The organism is Streptomyces sp. NPDC000878, assembly GCF_053599695.1.
Map to the genome: position 1 here is coordinate 385,619 of NZ_JBSFMT010000002.1, position 17,728 is coordinate 403,346.

The 17,728-nt window shown below is 70.3% G+C and carries 14 protein-coding genes; 9 read left to right on the plus strand and 5 right to left on the minus strand.

Features of this window, described 5'->3' with window-relative positions; genetic code table 11:
* Positions 1 to 68 precede the first annotated feature (68 nt).
* On the plus strand, positions 69 to 317 hold the full coding sequence (locus ACWDR4_RS03480; protein ID WP_105971431.1) for an acyl carrier protein: 249 nt from the start codon (positions 69 to 71) through the stop codon (positions 315 to 317).
* 128 nt (positions 318 to 445) lie between these two features.
* The gene (locus ACWDR4_RS03485; RefSeq protein WP_450403285.1) at positions 446 to 1,729 is read left to right on the plus strand and encodes a beta-ketoacyl-[acyl-carrier-protein] synthase family protein; all 1,284 of its coding nucleotides are present in this window, start codon (positions 446 to 448) and stop codon (positions 1,727 to 1,729) included.
* A 134-nt stretch (positions 1,730 to 1,863) separates the two neighbouring features.
* Here the strand turns inward: ACWDR4_RS03485 and ACWDR4_RS03490 are convergent, their stop codons facing one another.
* Positions 1,864 to 2,358, minus strand: coding sequence for a DUF3145 domain-containing protein (locus tag ACWDR4_RS03490; protein WP_450403288.1), 495 nt, complete (start codon positions 2,356 to 2,358; stop codon positions 1,864 to 1,866).
* Positions 2,359 to 2,642: 284 nt separating this feature from the next.
* Here ACWDR4_RS03490 and ACWDR4_RS03495 point away from each other — a divergent pair, with 284 nt between their 5' ends.
* Entirely contained in the window at positions 2,643 to 3,539 is an 897-nt protein-coding gene (locus ACWDR4_RS03495; protein ID WP_450403290.1) for an SGNH/GDSL hydrolase family protein, read from the plus strand.
* Between the two features lie 24 nt (positions 3,540 to 3,563).
* Positions 3,564 to 4,541 (plus strand): aldose epimerase family protein, encoded by a 978-nt coding sequence (locus tag ACWDR4_RS03500; protein ID WP_450403374.1) that lies wholly within the window; start codon positions 3,564 to 3,566, stop codon positions 4,539 to 4,541.
* 81 nt (positions 4,542 to 4,622) lie between these two features.
* Here ACWDR4_RS03500 and ACWDR4_RS03505 read toward each other — a convergent pair whose 3' ends face one another.
* On the minus strand, positions 4,623 to 7,076 hold the full coding sequence (locus ACWDR4_RS03505; RefSeq protein ID WP_450403293.1) for a beta-glucosidase: 2,454 nt from the start codon (positions 7,074 to 7,076) through the stop codon (positions 4,623 to 4,625).
* 154 nt (positions 7,077 to 7,230) lie between these two features.
* On the opposite strand from ACWDR4_RS03505, the gene ACWDR4_RS03510 reads away from it, so the two are divergent.
* A complete protein-coding gene (locus tag ACWDR4_RS03510; protein ID WP_450403295.1) occupies positions 7,231 to 8,535 on the plus strand; it encodes a pyroglutamyl peptidase in 1,305 nt (434 codons plus the stop codon).
* Here the strand turns inward: ACWDR4_RS03510 and ACWDR4_RS03515 are convergent.
* Together ACWDR4_RS03515 and ACWDR4_RS03520 are read right to left on the minus strand one after the other, a co-directional pair.
* Positions 8,505 to 9,287 carry an EI24 domain-containing protein gene (locus tag ACWDR4_RS03515; protein WP_450403297.1) on the minus strand — a complete coding sequence of 261 codons (783 nt, stop codon included), beginning with the start codon at positions 9,285 to 9,287 and terminating at the stop codon, positions 8,505 to 8,507. The genes ACWDR4_RS03510 and ACWDR4_RS03515 overlap by 31 nt on opposite strands.
* Before the next feature lie 81 nt (positions 9,288 to 9,368).
* Positions 9,369 to 10,259 carry a hypothetical protein gene (locus tag ACWDR4_RS03520; RefSeq protein ID WP_450403300.1) on the minus strand — a complete coding sequence of 297 codons (891 nt, stop codon included), beginning with the start codon at positions 10,257 to 10,259 and terminating at the stop codon, positions 9,369 to 9,371.
* A 180-nt stretch (positions 10,260 to 10,439) separates the two neighbouring features.
* On the opposite strand from ACWDR4_RS03520, the gene ACWDR4_RS03525 reads away from it, so the two are divergent.
* Together ACWDR4_RS03525 and ACWDR4_RS03530 are read left to right on the plus strand one after the other, a co-directional pair.
* Entirely contained in the window at positions 10,440 to 13,025 is a 2,586-nt protein-coding gene (locus ACWDR4_RS03525; protein ID WP_450403301.1) for a M14 family zinc carboxypeptidase, read from the plus strand.
* Between the two features lie 13 nt (positions 13,026 to 13,038).
* Entirely contained in the window at positions 13,039 to 14,190 is a 1,152-nt protein-coding gene (locus tag ACWDR4_RS03530; RefSeq protein ID WP_450403303.1) for a serine hydrolase domain-containing protein, read from the plus strand.
* A 134-nt stretch (positions 14,191 to 14,324) separates the two neighbouring features.
* Here the strand turns inward: ACWDR4_RS03530 and ACWDR4_RS03535 are convergent, their stop codons facing one another.
* Positions 14,325 to 15,353 carry an NADP-dependent oxidoreductase gene (locus ACWDR4_RS03535; protein WP_450403304.1) on the minus strand — a complete coding sequence of 343 codons (1,029 nt, stop codon included), beginning with the start codon at positions 15,351 to 15,353 and terminating at the stop codon, positions 14,325 to 14,327.
* 115 nt (positions 15,354 to 15,468) lie between these two features.
* Here ACWDR4_RS03535 and ACWDR4_RS03540 point away from each other — a divergent pair, with 115 nt between their 5' ends.
* Both ACWDR4_RS03540 and ACWDR4_RS03545 read left to right on the plus strand, forming a co-directional pair.
* A complete protein-coding gene (locus ACWDR4_RS03540) occupies positions 15,469 to 15,906 on the plus strand; it encodes a MarR family winged helix-turn-helix transcriptional regulator (RefSeq protein WP_450403308.1) in 438 nt (145 codons plus the stop codon).
* Between the two features lie 93 nt (positions 15,907 to 15,999).
* Positions 16,000 to 17,643: a subtype B tannase gene (locus tag ACWDR4_RS03545; RefSeq protein ID WP_450403310.1), complete on the plus strand. Its 1,644-nt coding sequence runs from the start codon at positions 16,000 to 16,002 to the stop codon at positions 17,641 to 17,643.
* The last annotated feature ends 85 nt before the right edge of the window (positions 17,644 to 17,728 follow it).

The window sequence follows — 17,728 nt, forward strand, 5'->3', positions numbered from 1 at the left end:
CATCGGAACCGGGAACGGGGACAACTGCCAACCCTCTCTGGATAGATACACAAGAAGGAGCGCCTGCCATGGCCGCCACTCAGGAAGAGATCGTCGCCGGTCTCGCCGACATCGTGAACGAGATCGCCGGCATCCCGGTTGAGGACGTCCAGCTGGACAAGTCCTTCACCGACGACCTGGACGTCGACTCGCTGTCCATGGTCGAGGTCGTCGTCGCCGCCGAAGAGCGCTTCGACGTCAAGATCCCCGACGAGGACGTCAAGAACCTCAAGACGGTCGGCGACGCGACCGCGTACATCCTCAAGAACCAGGACTGATCGCGGAGGCTGGTCCGCCGGTCTCCTGACCGGCTTGTCAGCCTCTCAGCCCCGCCACCCGGCGGTGGCGCCGTTCTCCCCGCCTACGCGGGGGTTGTCCTCCCGTATTCGTTGGAGAAGGAATTCCCGTGAGCCCGACCAATCGCACCGTGGTCGTCACCGGTATCGGCGCAACCACACCGCTGGGTGGCGACGCGGCCTCTACCTGGGAGGGTCTGGTCGCCGGCAAGTCCGGTGTCCGTGCCCTGGAGCAGGAGTGGGCGGCCGAGTCGGCCGTCCGTATCGCCGCGCAGATCGCCGTGGAACCGTCCGAGATCATCCCCCGGCCCCAGGCCCGCCGACTGGACCGGTCGGCGCAGTTCGCGCTGATCGCCGCCAAGGAGGCGTGGGCCGACGCCGGCTTCACCGACCGGGCGGGCGAGGGCGCCGGTGAGGGCGAGAGTCCGGCCGTCGACCCCGACCGGCTCGGCACGGTCATCGCCTCGGGCATCGGTGGAGTGACGACTCTGCTCGACCAGTACGACGTGATGAAGGAGAAGGGCGTACGCCGCGTCTCCCCGCACACCGTGCCGATGCTGATGCCCAACAGCCCCTCCGCCAACGTGGGTCTGCTCGTCGGCGCGCGCGCCGGTGTGCACACCCCGGTCTCCGCCTGCGCGTCGGGCGCCGAGGCCATCGGGTACGCCATCGAGATGATCCGCACCGGCCGCGCCGACGTCGTCGTCGCCGGTGGCACGGAGGCGGCCATCCATCCGCTGCCCATCGCCGCGTTCGGCAACATGATGGCGATGTCCAAGAACAACGAGGACCCTGAGGGTGCCTCGCGTCCGTACGACACGGGCCGCGACGGCTTCGTGATGGGCGAGGGCTCCGGTGTGATCGTGCTGGAGTCCGCCGAGCACGCCGCCGCGCGCGGTGCGCGGGTCTACGCGGAGGCGGTCGGCCAGGGCATCTCGGCCGACGGCCACGACATCGTGCAGCCGGAGCCGGAGGGGCGCGGTATCTCCGCGGCGCTGCGGAATCTGCTGGCTGCGACCGATCTTGATCCGGCGGAGATCGTGCATGTGAACGCGCACGCCACGTCTACGCCTGCGGGTGATGTGGCTGAACTGAAGGCGCTGCGGAATGTGTTCGGTGACGATGTCGACCACATGGCTGTGTCCGCGACGAAGTCCATGACCGGGCATCTGCTGGGTGGTGCGGGGGGTGTCGAGACGGTGGCGACCGTGCTCGCGCTGTACCACCGGATTGCTCCGCCTACGATCAATGTCGAGGACCTTGATCCGGAGGCCGATGCGGACATCGTGCGTGGGGAGGCTCGTAAGTTGCCTGTCGACGGGCGTATTGCCGCGTTGAACGACTCGTTCGGGTTTGGTGGGCACAACGTGGTGCTGGCGTTCAGGTCGGTTTGATCTTTGCCTTGAACGTGTGTGGCCCGGACTCCTTGTTGGAGTTCGGGCCACTTTCGGTTGTGTGTCGGCTGTCCGTCCGTGGGGGCTTGTCGCGCCGTTCCCCGCGCCCCTGGGTCAGCCCCTCTGAACGTCTCTTACACGACCTGGTGGAGCCATCTCACCGGGGCGCCTTCGCCTGCGTATCTGAAAGGCTCCAGCTCGTCGTCCCAGGGTTTGCCCAGGAGTTTGGCCAACTCGGCCTCCAGGTTGGTCTCGCCTCGCTGGGAGCGGGTCAGGGCGGCGCGGAGGCGGTCCTCGGGGATGAGGATGTCGCCGTGGATGCCGGTGACGGCGTGGTAGATGCCCAGGTCGGGGGTGCAGCTGTAGCGCTCGCCCTCGGCGGTGGCGCAGGGTTCCGCGGTGACCTCGAAGCGCAGCAACTGCCAGCCGCGCAGGGCGGAGGCGAGCTTGGAGGCGGTGCCGACCTGGCCCTTCCAGGAGAACTCGGAGCGCCAGGTGCCGGGGGCGGCGGGCTGGCGGATCCAGTCGAGGCTGACGCGTGTGCCGAGCACTCCGGCGACGGCCCACTCGACGTGCGGGCACAGCGCGCGCGGCGCGGAGTGCACGTACAGAACTCCACGTGTCGTCACTGGGACCTCCGGACAGAGCGGGACATCTTGCGAACTGGGCGAGCGGCGGTGTCAAGGCAGCCACGTTGATGGCGAGGCTACCGTGCGGCGGCGCGAGGAGTGCGACGTACCGTCGGTCCCGATGCCATGAAACGCCCGCCATTCACCCAGGGGGACGCTTGTACTGGTGTGCGGCGTTGCACTGTTTGGGGCATTAGTTGTTCTCGGTGTCGGGAACTCCCGTGCGTTGTTATGGGCGAGAACCATTGCGCAGCGCTCTGCACGCCGACCGAGGGGACCCTGGGATGCGGAAACGAAGTCACCGTTCGCGGGCCGTCGTCGCCGTCGCGTCGGCGGCCCTGCTGGGCGTCGCCGGGTGTGGCGGCGGCGGTGACACGTCCCCGGCGCCGGACGGCACGCGGGCCAAGGCGAAGCCGTCCGTGACTCCGGCGTCCGGTTGGGACAGCAGCCCGGCCTCCGTGGCGGCCGTGGGCGACTCCATCACGCGTGGCTTCGACGCCTGCTCGGTGCTGTCCGACTGCCCCGAGGTGTCCTGGGCGACCGGCAGCGACAAAGAGGTGAACAGTCTGGCCGTACGGCTGTTGGGGGCTTCCGGGGCGGCACAGCGGAGCTGGAACTATGCCGTCACCGGGTCCCTGATGGACGATCTGCCCGCCCAGATGACGAAGGCCGCCGCCCGCAAGCCCGCGCTGGTGACGGTGATGGCGGGGGCCAACGACGCGTGCCGGTCGTCGGTGGCGGAGATGACGTCGGTGGCGGACTTCCGGGCGTCGTTCACTCAGGCGCTGCGGACGCTGCGTACGGCGGCGCCCAAGAGCCAGGTGTACGTGGCGAGCGTGCCGGATCTGAAGCGGCTCTGGTCGCAGGGGCGGACCAACGGGATGAGCAAGGCGGTGTGGAAGCTGGGGCTCTGCCAGTCGATGCTGGCCGACCCGGACGCGGTCGACTCGGCGGCGACCGCTCGGCGGGACGAGGTGCGGGGGCGGGTGGAGGCGTACAACTCGGTGCTGAAGGAGGTGTGCGCCACGGACCGGCTGTGCCGGTTCGACGGGGGCGCGGTCTTCGCCTACGACTTCGGGATACGGCAGCTGAGCCCCTGGGACTGGTTCCATCCGAGCCGGAACGGCCAGGCGCGGCTCGCCGAGATCGCGTACCGCGAGGTCACCGCCGAGAAGGCGTGACCTAGGGTTTTCCGCATGGTCCACATGAACGAACTTTTCGGCACACTTTCCGACGGCACGCCGGTGCACCGCTGGACCCTGGAGCGGGCCGGGGTGCGGGTGCGTGTGCTGACGTACGGCGGGATCGTGCAGTCGGCCGAGGTCCCGGACCGGGACGGGCAGCTGACAGATGTGGTGCTGGGGTTCCCGGACGTGGGCGGTTATCTGGCGCACCCGGAGCCGTACTTCGGCGCGTTGGTCGGGCGGTACGCGAACCGCATCGCGGGTGGCACCTTCCCGCTGGACGGGCGGACGTACGAGCTGGCGCGGAACAACGCGCCCAACTCCCTGCACGGCGGCACCCACGGCTTCGACAAGCGGGTGTGGGACGCGGAGCCGGTCGAGCACGGGGTACGGCTGTCCCGGGTGAGCCCGGACGGCGAGGAGGGCTTCCCGGGGCGTCTGGAGGTCTCGGGGACGTACACGCTGGACGCGGACGGGGCGCTGCGGATCGCGTACGAGGCGGTCACGGACGCGCCGACTGTGGTGAATCTGACGAACCACACGTACTGGAACCTGTCCGGGGCGGGCTCCGGCAGCGCGGGCGGGCATGCCCTGCGGATCGACGCCTCGCGGTACACACCGGTGGACGCGGACCTGATCCCGACGGGTGTCGAGCCGGTGGCGGACTCCCGCTTCGACTTCCGTATGGAGCGGAAGGTGGGCGCCGGGTACGACCACAACTTCGTCCTCGACAAGGGGCGGACGGCGGATGCGGTCGAGGTCGCCGAGTTGTACGACCCGGCTTCGGGGCGTGTCGTGACCGTGGCGACGACCGAGCCCGGTCTTCAGCTCTACACCGCCGACCACCTCGGTGAGCCGTTCGGGCCGGGGCACGGCATCGCGCTGGAGACCCAGCACTTTCCCGACTCGCCGAACCGGCCCGAGTTCCCGAGCACGGAGCTGCGGCCGGGTGGCGCCTACCGCTCGGAGACCGTGTACGGGTTCGGCGTACGGGAGTAGGGCACGTACGGCAGCCGGCTGGCCCCGGTCCGGGGGTCAGGTCCCGGGCCGGGGCCGGCTGGTGGGGCGGACTGCCCTTGGCTAGACCGTAATCGGCGCGGCGAGCCGTTGGCCGGTGATCGAGCGACCGACCTGGATTTCGTACGAACCTTTCACAAAGGCCCACGCGTTCGCCGACTCGTCCCAGATCTCGAAGGCGCGGCGCGGGAGTTCGAGGGTTACTTCGGCCGTCGTGCCGGGGGCGGCCTCGATCCCGGCGAAGGCGGCGAGCCAGCGGGCCGGGCGGTCGGGGTCCTGGGCGGTCGGTGCGAGGTACGCCTGGACGACCTCGCGGCCCGGGCGCGTACCCGAGTTGGTGACCCGGACGGTGACCGTCACCCCGGTCGCCCCGTTCCCCTCGGCCTCGGCGCTCTCGTACGTCCAGTCGGTGTAGCCGAGGCCGTGGCCGAAGGGGTACGAGGGGACCTTGCCCTCCTTCTCCCAGGCCCGGTAGCCGATGAACACGCCCTCGGTGTACGGGAGTTCGCCGTCGGTCGGGGTGACCTGGGTGACCGGGGCGTCGGCCAGCGCACCCCAGGTGGTGGGGAGCCGGCCGCCGGGTTCGCGGGCGCCCGTGAGGACGTCCGCCAGGGCCGCGCCGCCCTCCTGGCCGGGGAACCAGCTCAGCAGCACGGCGGCGACCTCGTCGCGCCAGGGCAGTTCCACCGGGGAGCCGGAGTTGACGACCACGACGGTGTTGGGGTTGGCGGCGGCGACAGCGCGTACCAAGTCGTCCTGGTGGCCGGGGAGTTGGAGGTCGGTGCGGTCGAAGCCCTCGGACTCGACGCGCTCGGTGGTGGCGACCACGACGACGGCGGTGTCGGCGGCGCGGGCTGCTTCGGCGGCCTCGGCGATCAGTTCGTCGGGGTCGCGGCGCGGTTCCTGGTGGCAGAGGCTGAAGGCGATGGTCGGCATCGGGGTGCCCTTGGGGAAGGCGACGACGTAGGTGAGGGACACCTCCACCCTTGTGTCCTCGGTGAGTTGGACCTCGGCGCAGGGTACGGGGTCGCCGAAGAACGCGATGAACGGGTCGTCGCTGTCGGTGGTCTGGATGCCGTCGTAGTGGGTCGTGCCGTCGACGGTGAGGGTGAAGGCGCCGAGGCCCTTGATGCCGAAGGTGTGCGGGCCGGTGTGGCGCGGGGTGAGGGTGCCGGTGAGTTCGACGGTGTGCAGCCGGTCGTGGGTGACGCCCTCGGGGAGGTCCGAACCCATCCAGTTGATCTGGCCGTTGGGGGCGGAGCCGGTGCCGATGACCGTGCCGGCCGCGTCGCGGCAGACGGCGCGCAGGGCGAACCCCTTGTCGGCGACGGCGAGTTCGGTGTTCGGGTCGGCGCCGACCACGTACGTGAGGGCGCCTTCGGGGAGCGCTGCGGTGAGGCCGTCGAGCGGGGAGACGATGCGGGCCGGGAAGACGGTGGCGGAGCCGCCGCCGAGGACGCGGGCGTCGCGGGCGGCGGCTCCGCTGAGGGCGACGGTGTGTCCGGCGGGCAGCGGCAGGGCGCCCTGGTTGCGGACGAGGACGAAGGAGCGGTGGGCGATCTCGCGGGCCAGCGCGACGCCGTCGACGGTCGCCGGGAGTTCGGTGACGGCGGGTTCGGCGCCCTCCAGGATGCCGACGCGGGCGGCGAGGCGCAGGACGTTGCGCACGGCTCCGTCGAGGGTGGCCTCGGCGACGGCTCCGTCCCGTACGGCCTTGGCAAGAGGGGCGCCGTACACCGTCCTCGGGCCGGGCATGGCGACGTCGAGGCCGCCGTTGATGGCGCCGGTGGTGGAGCGGGCGGCCGTCCAGTCGGAGACGTTGTAGCCGTCGAAGCCCCACTCGCCGCGCAGGACCTCGTTGACGAGATAGCGGTGCTCGCTCATCGTCGTGCCGTTGACCGTGTTGTAGGCGGTCATGATGCCCCAGGGGTGGGCGTTCTCGACGATGGCCTCGAAGGGGGCCAGGTACAGCTCGCGCAGGGCGCGTTCGGAGACCAGGTTGTCGACGGTGAAGCGGTCGGTCTCGGCGTCGTTGGCGACGAAGTGCTTGACGGTGGTGCCGACGCCGCCGGACTGGACGCCGTTGACATAACCGGCGCCGATCCGCCCGGTGAGGTACGGGTCCTCGCTGTACGCCTCGAAGTGCCGGCCGCCCAGCGGGGAGCGGTGCAGGTTGACGGTGGGCGCGAGGAGGACGTGGACGCCCTTGCGGCGGGCCTCCTGGGCCAGCAACACGCCTGCCCTGCGGGCGAGTTCGGGGTCCCAGGTGGCGGCGAGGGCGGTCGGGGAGGGCAGGGCGACGGAGGGGTCGTCGGCGGTCCAGCGGGTGCCGCGGACACCGATCGGGCCGTCGGACATGACGAGGGACCTCAGCCCGATCTCGGGGAGTGCGGGCAGCGACCAACTGTCCTGGCCTGACAGCAGCCGGGCCTTGGCGTCCGTGTCCAGCCTGCCGAGAGCCACCTCGACGACCGCCTCCCGGGCCCTGTCCGCCGATGCCTGCGATGTCTCCGTCACGTGGGCGCCTCCTCGTCGAGTCCATGAACGTCTCCCCGCCCCGCACTCCACCTCACACTATGGCGTAGACCACTTCCGTCACGCGATACTGCGGCCGTCCGGCAGCACCCCACTGCTGTGTCCTCCCCACGGCGACGGAAAGGCCTGAACTTCCTTGAATTCCCTACGTGTTCGGATCGGCGTACTCGGACTCGCACTGCTGGCGGGGCTCTCGGCGCCCGCCACCGCCTCGGCCGCCGACGCCCCGGCCGCGCCCACCGTCGAGGAGCAGCGGCTCGACAAGGCGGCGCCGCAGGAGATCCTCCGGCGTTCCGGGTTCGACTCGGTGGCGCCGAGGTTCGCGCGGGCGCTCGGCGACGCGCGCTCGTACGCGCAGGCCCGCGGGCTCGTCGTACGCCAGTCGTCGGCGCTGTGGCAGCGGGCGGTCGACCGGGCGCAGGGGCGCGGTCCTGCCGGGGGTGATCTGAGCCGGGACGACGACCGGCCGCTGTACTGGGCGCGGCTCGCGATGATCCGTGAACTGCGGCTCTGGGAGCCGTCGTTCGGGGTGAGTGACGGCAAACGGGCGGCGCTGCTGGGTGAGTTGGAGCGGAACTCGCGCGGGCAGACGTCGATCACGTATCCGTGCGGCGGGGCGCTGAAGCGGGTTCTGGTCACCGGGTTCGATCCGTTCACGCTCGACCGTGACGTGCGGATCTCCAACCCGTCCGGGGCCACCGCGCTCGCCCTCGACGGCACGGTGATCGAGACGGCGGAGGGGCCGGCGCGGGTCGAGACCGCCGTGTTTCCGGTGCGCTGGCAGGACTTCGCTGGGGGCACCTCCCAGGCATTCGGCTCTGGGGGAGGGACGGTGGAGCGGACGCTGCGGCCGGTCCTGCCGAAGGTCGATCTGTTCACGACCGTGAGTCAGGGGCGGGTCGGGCGGTTCGACGTGGAGCGGACCAACGGGGCCTGGCGGGGCGGCTTCCCGGACAACGAGAACATCGGCCGTACGGAGACCGTCCCGGTCGACGACCCGGCCTCGCAGCCCCAGTGGACGTCGACGACCCTGCCGTACAAGGCGATCGTGGCCGCGAGCACCGGGCGCTTTCCCGTGTACGACAACACGAGCGTGACCGAGATACCGGCGGGCGGCACCGATTCCGTCGTACGGGCGGACGGACCCACCGCCGGGTCCACGGCACGGGCCGGGGGCGGCGGGAACTACCTCTCCAACGAGATCGCCTACCGGGCGACCCTGTTGCGCGACCGGCTCGGTCTGGGCGGCACGCTTCCCGGCGGGCATGTGCACACGCCGGTACTGCAGTTCGGGACGGGCAACACCGACCCGGCGACCGGGGCGGTCACCGATGCCGAGTTCGTACAGAACCGGCTGGACATCATCGCGCAGGTGCGGTCGATCCTGACCGTGGCCGTGGACGCGTCCGGTCAGGCCGCCGCTTCCTCCGCCGGCTCCTGACCGACGGTCTCCTCGCCGAGCAGGTCGCGGGCCATCAGCGTGGCGCCCGCGACCGCGCCCGGCATCAGGAAGACGGCCACGAACGGCACCACGAAGGCCAGCGCGAGCGGCGTACCGAAGCCCCACACCAGGAGCCTGCGGGAGCGCAACAGGGCGAGCCGGTCCCGGAGTTCGACGCGGCGCCGCATGAGCGCGACTCCGGTCAGTTCCTCGGTGAGGAAGAAACCGGTGACCATGAAGCCGAGCACGGGTACGACGGTCTGCCCGACGAACGGGACGAAGCCGAGGGCGAAGAGGAGCACGGCCCAGCACAGGGCCCGTACGAGGACCCGGAGGCTGTCTCGGGCCGAGATCCACAGCTCCTGGTACAGCGGCAGGCCCGACTCGGGGGCCGTGGCGTCGGGGGACACGTCACGGTCGACCTTCTCGGAGAGGTTCTCGTAGAAGGGCTGGCCGATGAGCAGGGTCATCGCGGTGAAGGTGAGGACCGAGAGGAGCAGGGCCAGGGCGAAGAGGAGGACGGTGAGGAAGCCGCGGAAGAGTCCGAGCCAGGGGCTCGACCAGTCGTCGGCGAAGGGGGTGGCCCAGGCGGTGAGGTCGGTGCCGTAGAGGACGAGGGCGGTGAGGGCGGCGAGGTAGAGGACAAGCGTGAGGAGGCCGGGCAGCAGCCCGAATCCGTACTGCTTGCCGTGTCGGGCGACCCAGCGCTGGCCCTTCAGGAGGTACCGGAAGCCTGTTGCAAGATCGCTCATGGGGGAACTCTATCCGGGGCGATTGGTCGGGTTGTAAGGGGCGGGTGAGTGGGTGGTTCATCGGCCTGAACGGCCTCGTCCTCAAACACCGGACGGGCTGACAGCGGCCACCACGAGTGGGCCGTCCGCCCTCGGTGACACCGCCGCCGACACCCGTACCGCCGCCGCCCTCGCCACCCGTCCTGTGCGGGAGGCCGTGGCCATGAGGAGGGGCTGGAGTTGTTCCAGGCTCGCGACCAGCAGCTCCTCCCCCGCGATCAGTACCGGGCGGGCCGCCTTCGTCGAGGCCGCCGCCGCTTCCGTGAGGTCGGCCAGGGGGGACAGGGTCGCGCGGACGACGCCCGCTCCGGCTGCCGCCGCGCGTTCGGCCAGGGCGACCTGGAGGGGCATCAGAGGTGCCACGGTGGACGTCAACGCGTCGGCGATACGGCGGAGTTCGGGGGTGCCGTCGCGCAGGACCTCCGCCGCCGCGCGGATCAGCGGGGTGAGGGCGAGGAGGACTCCGGCGGTCAGGCCCGCCGCCGCGGGCAGCAGCGGGGACAGCGCGTCCACGAACTCGCCGAGCGCCTCCGCGACCTCCTCCACGGCCGGTTCCACCGCGTCCAGGACCGGCAGCAGGCTGTCGCCGAGGGCGGTCAGCAGGGCCTGTGCGGGCTCGCTCACGGGGTGTACCGCGAGCGGGGCGCCGGTGGTGCCGAGCCGGGTGAGGGTGTCGACGATGCGGTAGAAGGCCTCCTGGGCCTGCGGTGACGCGCTCGCCTCGGCCAGGTCGGCGGTGGTCCTGCGCAGGACGCGCAGGGCCTCCGCGCCCGAACCGTCTCTCGGGTCAAGGGTGTTGACGGCGATCCTGGTGATGTTCCCCGCCGTGTCCAGGAGTTGGCCGGTGATGTCGGTCGTACTGCGGGCCATGCGCAGGACGTCCTCCCGGCTGGGGAGCGAAGGAAGCGAAGTAAGCGAAGGAATCGTTGCCATCGGCCGGCTCTCCTCGTCTCGTCTCTCGCAGTCAGGATGCCCCTTCCGGCCCCTCCGGCATGCGCCATCCGGGGCATCCGTGGCGCGGAGACGCTCTTGTTGGCGTTGAGTCGAGGGGGTACATCTCGCCGTACCGATCTCAGGAAGCACAGAACACAGGAATCCATGGAGGACGTACGCGTGCGTCGTACAAGACCCGTTCCGCCGCGCCCTGTTCTGCTCGCCGCCCTCGCCGTCACCACGGCAGGCTCGCTGTTGCTCACCCCCCACATCGCCAACGCCGACCGCAAGCCCGTGACCCGGGAGGGGGCGGACAGTGAGCGGTCCTCCCTGGCCGGGGGCGGCGAACGCGCCGCCACCGCCCCGGCCGGCGCCGCCACCCGCGCTCTCACCGCCCCCGTCACCGACCTCACCCGCACCGGCCGCGGTTACCCCCGTGAGCAGACCCTGTCCCCGGACCCGGTGAACCCGGCCGACAAGTCCATCAAGCTGGGCCTGGTCCCGTACCACGCCATCGCCCCGAAGCTGAACGCCCTTCAGCGGCTGGGCGACCGGGTGAGCGTCGAGGTCGCGGGCCGGTCGGCGGGCGGGCACCGGCTCTACCTCGTCACGGTCACCGCGCCGGAGAGCGCGGCCCAGACGCGCGCCCAGGAGGGCATGCGCGAGCTGATCGAGAACGCGCCCGCGGTCGCCGCCAAGAGCCAAGCCGTGAAACGGAGTTACAAGGCGCCCGTCTTCGTCAACAACAACATCCACGGCAACGAGTGGGAGGGCACCGACGCCTCGCTGAAGCTCATCGAGCGGCTCGCGACAGCCACCGACACCAAAACGAAGGACCTGCTCGCCCACTCCCGCCTCTACTTCAACATCACCGCCAATCCGGACGGCCGGATCGCCGGCACCCGGGCCAACGCCAACGGGTTCGATCTGAACCGGGACTTCGTGACCTCCTCGCAGCCCGAGGGGCGGGCGATGCGGCAGATCGGGATCGACAAGCAGCCGACCGTCATGCTCGACCTGCACGGATACGTCAACGGCACGCTCATCGAGCCCACCACTCCCCCGCACGGCGAGAACTACGAATACGACCTCTTTCTGAAGAACACCTACGCCAACGCCCTCGGGATGGAGGCCGCCGTCAACGGCCTCGGCTACACCCCGGCGAAGGACGGCGTCGAGGCCGCCCAGATCCCGTTCCGGGATCAGGAGGAGGGCTGGGACGACTGGCCGCCGATCTTCACCCCGCAGTACGCGGCCTTCCACGGCACGGTCGCCGCACACACCGTCGAGATCCCGCTGACGGTCAACAACCGCGCCTACGACACCCTTCCGGCCGACGAGTTGCGCCGCCGTTCCGCGATCAACGTCGCCGTGGCGGGGGCCGCCATCAACGCGACCCTCGACTACGTCCAGGATCACCGGACTTCACTCGTCGCCGACCAGATCGAGGTCTTCCGGCGCGGGGCGGCGGGGGCCGCGCAGGTACTGGTGTCGGCCGAGACCGTCCCCGGGGTTCCGGGCATCGGTCCTGAGGACGTCTACACGACCACCTTCCCCTGGGCGTACGTCATCCCGGCGGGCGCCTCGGCCCAGCGCTCCGCGCCCGCCGCCGCCCGGCTGGTCGACCAGCTGCTCGCCAACGACGTCCGGGTGAGCCGCGCGACCCACACCTTCCGGCTCGGCGGACGGACGTACGCGAAGGGCTCGTACGTCGTCGACATGCGCCAGCCGAAGCGCGGGCTCGCCAATGTGCTGCTCGCCGACGGCCGGGACATCAGCGACAAGGTGTCGGTGATGTACGACATCTCGGGCTGGAGCCTGGGCCGGTTGTGGGGCGCGACCGTCCAACCGGTCGTCAGCGGCAGCCTGTCGGGCGTGCCCGTGCGGGCGGTGAGCGCTGCGACGCGGGTCGGGTATGTCGCCCCGCGTGGTGATCTGCGGCTGCGGCTGGACGACGCGCGTGAGATCGCCGCCCTCAACTCCCTTCTCCGGGCCGGGGTTTCGGTACGGCGGGCGGTGGACGGCAGTGCGATCGTCCCGGCGTCGGCGCGGGCGAAGGCGGTCGTGGCGGCCCGTACGTATGACGTGGCCTTCGACGCCACGAAGACGACCGGTACGACGGCTCTGCGTCGCACCCGGGTGGCGGCTGCCGTCACGCCCGGGGAGCTGTTCGCGCTGCGGGAGATGAACTTCGAGGTGACTCCGGTGTCGACGGACGTCCTCAACGCCGGTTTCGACTGGTCGGGGGTGGATGTGCTGTTCGTGTCGCAGGGGGTGCAGTACGAGGGGCTCAACCCGGCCGCCCGTACGGCACTTGACTCCTTCCTCGACTCGCGGGGGCTCGTGGGTCGGGGTGCCGTCGGGGCCGCGCTCAACTCCGCCGCCGGAGTTCTGGCGGTCAAGGCGGTCGAGGGGAACGGGGATGCCAACGGCGTTGTACGGGTGGTGAATTCGGGGCCGGTGACTGCCGGTGCCCCCGGCCACGGCTTTGTGTACGCGCCCGTCTGGTTCACCGATCTCGGCCCCGCAGTCCGGGTCGAGCAGTCGTACGCGAGCGGCAACCCCCTCGTCTCCGGGCACTGGCGGGCGCTGGAGGACGGCTCGGGCGGCCCCACGGCCGCGTCCGGACGACCCTCCGTGGTCAGCGGCCCGGGAGCCGTACTGTTCGGCACGGAGCCGCTCTTCCGGGATCATCCCAAGGGGGAGTTCGCGCAGGTCGCACGGGCGTTGTTCACAGTGGCGCCCCGCACGGCACAGCTGCAGTAGGTGAGGAGAGCGGATGACGCAGGAGATCCACGGCACTGTCAGCGACGGGTTCGAGGCGGTGCGGGAGGAGTTCGCCGGCTTCGTCGCCGGTGAACTGCCGGACTACGAGGGCCAGTTGTGCGCGTATGTGCACGGCAGGCGGGTCGTCGACCTGTGGGCGGGCCCGGACACCGGACCGGACACCCTCTACGGCGTGTACTCGGCCACGAAGGGCGCCGCCCATCTCGTGGTCGCCGTCCTGGTCCAGGAGGGCACCCTGGAGCTGAACCGCAAAGTCACCTACTACTGGCCGGAGTTCGCCGCCGAGGACAAGTCGACCCTGACCCTGCGCGACCTGCTCGCGCACCGGGCCGGCCTGATCGGCGCCGACACCGGGTTCACCCTGGAGGAGCTGGCCTGCGACCGGGTGATCGCCGAACGCCTCGCGGACCAGCGTCCGTTCTGGCGCCCGGGGACGGCATTCGGCTACCACGCCTATGTCATCGGCGCGTTGACCGGCGAGATCGTCCGGCGCGCCACGGGCCGTACGCTCCAGGAGGTCCACGAGGAGCGGGTGCGCGCCCCGTACGGCCTCGACTTCTACCTGGGGCTGCCGGAGGCGCTGGAGCCCCGCTTCCGTACCGTCCAGCCGATGCGACCGACGCCGGAGGAGAGGCAGTTGCTGGACTCGCTCCCCTCCGGTCCGCACACGCTCGCGTCGATCGCCTACAACCGCCACGGGGCCGAGCCCACCGACCTCGAATCACTGCCCAACCACCGGGTGATCCGCACCAAGGGGCCTGCCTCGTTCGGCGGGGTGGCGTCGGCGCGGGGGCTGGCCGGGCTGTACGCGGCGGCGATCAGTGAGGTCGGGGAGCACTCGCCGCTGCTGAAACCGGACACGGTGGCGGAGTTCGGCCAGTTCCACTCGACCGGCTACGACCTGGTGTCCAGGGCCCACAGGTCGTTCGGCCTGGGCTTCCAGAAGACCGCGGACGTGGCCTACCCGTTCCTCGGCGCCAACACGATCGGCCACAGCGGCGCGGGCGGCTCCCAGGCCTTCGCCGACCCGCACAGCGGCCTGGCCTACGGCTACACCCGCCGCCGGTTCGCCTTCCCGGGCGGCGCGGCACCGGAGAACGAGCGGTTCGTACGGGCGGTTCACTCGGCGGCGCTGCGCGGCTGAGCAGCGGCTCCGAGTGCTCATCGGTCCCATCGGAAGAGGCCGCACCCCACGTCCAGGGGTGCGGCCTCGGTCGTAGCGCCGAGAGGGCCTGGCGGTTCAGCGTGCCAAGAAGGCCGCCAACAAGGCCCGTTGGATCAGAACTTGACGATCATCTTGCCGGTGTTGTCGCCGCGCAGGACCCCGAAGAACGCCTCCAGGTTGTTCTCGATGCCCTCGACGACCGTCTCGCGGTACTTGAGCTCACCGGAGCGGACCCAGGCGCCGACCTCCTGGACGAACTGCGGCTGGAGGTCGTAGTGGTCGCCCACGAGGAGGCCCTCGATACGGCCACGGGTGGCGATGAGACGGGCGAGGTTCTTCGGGCCGGGGGCGGGCTCCGTGTTGTTGTAGACGGAGATCATGCCGCAGATGGCGATCCGGCCGTGCAGGTTGAGGGAGCCGATGGCCGCCTCCAGGTGGTCACCGCCCACGTTGTCGAAGTACACGTCGATGCCGTCGGGGGCGGCCTTGCGGAGCTGCTCGCTGACCGACCCGTCCTTGTAGTTGAAGGCGGCGTCGAAGCCGTACTCCTCCACCAGCAGCTTGACCTTGTCGTCCGACCCGGCGGAGCCGATGACCCGGGAGGCGCCCTTGAGCTTGGCGATCTGTCCGACCTGGCCGCCCACGGCACCGGCGGCGCCCGACACGAACACCGTGTCGCCCTCCTTGAAGGAGGCGGTACGCAGAAGGCCCGCGTAGGCGGTGAGGCCGGTCATGCCGAGCACGCCGAGGTACGTCGACAGCGGCGCGGCCTCGGCGTCGACCTTGACGGCGTCCTTCGCGTTCACGGCCGCGTACTCGCGCCAGCCGAGGAAGTGCAGGACGTGGTCGCCGACGGAGAGACCCTCGGCGTTGGAGGCGACGACCTCGCCGACGGCCCCGCCCTGCATGACCTTGCCCAGCTCGAAGGGGGCGACATAGGACTTGGCGTCGCTCATCCGGCCACGCATGTACGGGTCCACGGACACGTACAGGTTCCGCACCAGCACCTGGCCCTCACGGGGCTGCGGGACCGCGGACTCGACCAGGGCGAAGTCCTCGACCTTGGGCCGGCCGACCGGACGGCTGATCAGGTGCCATTCACGGTTGACGGTGGGGAGCGCGGGGGCGGAGCTGTCGGACATGAGGGGGACCTTCCGGTGCGGCTCAGATGTTTCAGATACCTAGATGCTTCAGTACCTGAAACAATGATGCTCCTGAATATTTCATGGTGTCAAGTAAAGGGGTAGCCTGGAAGGCATGGCCACACCGGAGAAGACCCGCCGCCCCGACCCCCTGACCCTTGAAGTCGTCGACCTCATCGGCGCGGTCGTGGCCCGCTACCACCAGGAGTACGAGGAGGCGGCCACCCAGCACTCCCTCACCGGGGCACAGGCGCGCCTGCTGAGTCTGCTCTCCCTGGGACCGCTGCCGATGCGGCAGCTGGCGCGGAAGCTGCGGTGCGAGCCGTCGAACGTCACCGGGATCGTGGACCGGCTGGAGTCCCGGGGTCTGGTCGAGCGCCGCCCGGACCCCTCGGACCGCCGGGTGAAGCTGGCCGCGTGCACGGAGGAAGGGGTCCGGGTCGCACGGAGCCTGCGCGAGTCCCTGAACTTCGCCCGGGAGCCGCTGGCCGGACTGTCGGACGAGGAGCGGGTGCTGCTGCGGGGGCTGCTGGTGCGGATGGCTGAGGCGTAGGGCGCGGATGTCCGGCCCATAAGGGTCCGCTGTGCGTTGGCGATGAGTTCAACGAAATTGTTGACGATTTTGCCGCCATCAAATTACGTTCGCATGCGCAGACACTCCCTCACGGACCGAGGAGACATCGTGAAGCGCAGGACCGTAATCGGAGGACTGGGCGCGGCAGTGGCCGTCCCGGCGATCGCCACGTTCGTGAACAACGAGGCCATGGCCGGTTCGGAGTCCTCGTCGTCTTCGACGTCCTCGTCCTCGTCCTCGTCCGGCGCGCTCGTCTTCGACAAGGACGCGTACACCGAGCTGACCACGACGATCACCACGGACGCCGGTGACAAGTCGGTGACGTACCACTTCTACAAGGCGATCACGTACGTCACGAACCCGGTCGACGAGAAGTACCAGAGCCTGAACGTCAGCGTCCCGGTCAAGATCGACGGTACGGCGGTGGACGCGACCCGGGCGCCCGTCCTGTTCGCCAACTCGGTGGGCGGGTACCTGCCGTCGTCGGTTGCGGACGCGACCGGGATCGGGGGCGGGGGGATGACGGGGGCGCCGGGTGGTGCGGCTCCGTCTGCCTCTGCCTCTGGGGAAGTCGCGTCCGGCGGCAACGCCCAGGTGGATCAGCAGGGCGAGATGGTGAGCAACGCCAAGCTGGGGCTCGCGGCGGGGTACGTGGTCGTGGAGCCGGGGGCGCGCGGCCGTACGCTGGTCGACTCGTCCGGCACGTACTACGGCACGGCGCCGGCGGCGATCGTCGACCTCAAGGCGGCCGTCCGCTACCTCCGCTTCAACAAGGGCCGTATCCCGGGCAACACCGACCGGATCGTGTCCTCCGGTACGAGTGCCGGCGGCGCCCTGTCCGCGCTGCTCGGGGCGTCGGGCGACAGCCCGCTGTACGCCGAGTACCTGACGGCGCTGGGCGCGGCCGACGCGAGCGACGCGATCTTCGCCAGTGGGTACTGGTGCCCGATCACCGACCTCGAACACGCGGACATGGCGTACGAGTGGAACTGGGGCGCCAACAAGCTGAGTTCGGGCTCGCTGGTGGACCAGACGGTGTCGAAGGAACTGAGCACGGCGTTCACGGAGTACCAGGCGTCACTGAAGCTCCGGGCGCGCGGTTTCGGCGCGCTGACGGCACGCAACCTGGACGACCACCTGCTGGAGACCTACCTCCGGCCGGCCGCGACCAAGTACCTCAACTCCCTTTCGGAGTCGGCGCGTTCGACGTACCTCGCGGCGAACACCTTCATCACGTGGGCCGGTGGGAAGGCGACGTTCACCTGGGCGGACTTCCTGACGCATGTGGGGGCGCGGAAGAAGGACACGCCGGCGTTCGACGCATTCGATCTGTCCGCCGGGGAGAACAACCTGTTCGGCACGGGGACGACTCAGGCCCGCCACTTCACCCTGTACAGCCTGCGGCACGAGGGCAGTAGCAGTGCGCGGCTGGCGAGCGACCTGCCCGAGAAGCTGACGCTGATGAACCCGATGCCGTTCATCGCGAAGCGGAACCCGGGGCGGGCGAAACACTGGTGGATCCGGGTCGGCACGAAGGACAGCGACACGTCGCTGTCGGTGGTGGGCAACCTCGCCGCGAGCCTTGAGCAGTTGGGCGACGACGTGAACGCGCTGATGTACTGGGACTCGGGGCACGGGGCGAACGACGACGCGGCGGACTTCATCACCTGGATCGCGAAGGTGACGGGCTACAAGCCCAAGACCAAGACCAAGTAGCCCTCTGCCCACTCCCCCCAAGACGCGGCACCGGTTCTTCCCGTCCCGGTGTCCGCGGTCGTGGCGCCGAGCTCCTTCTCTGTCA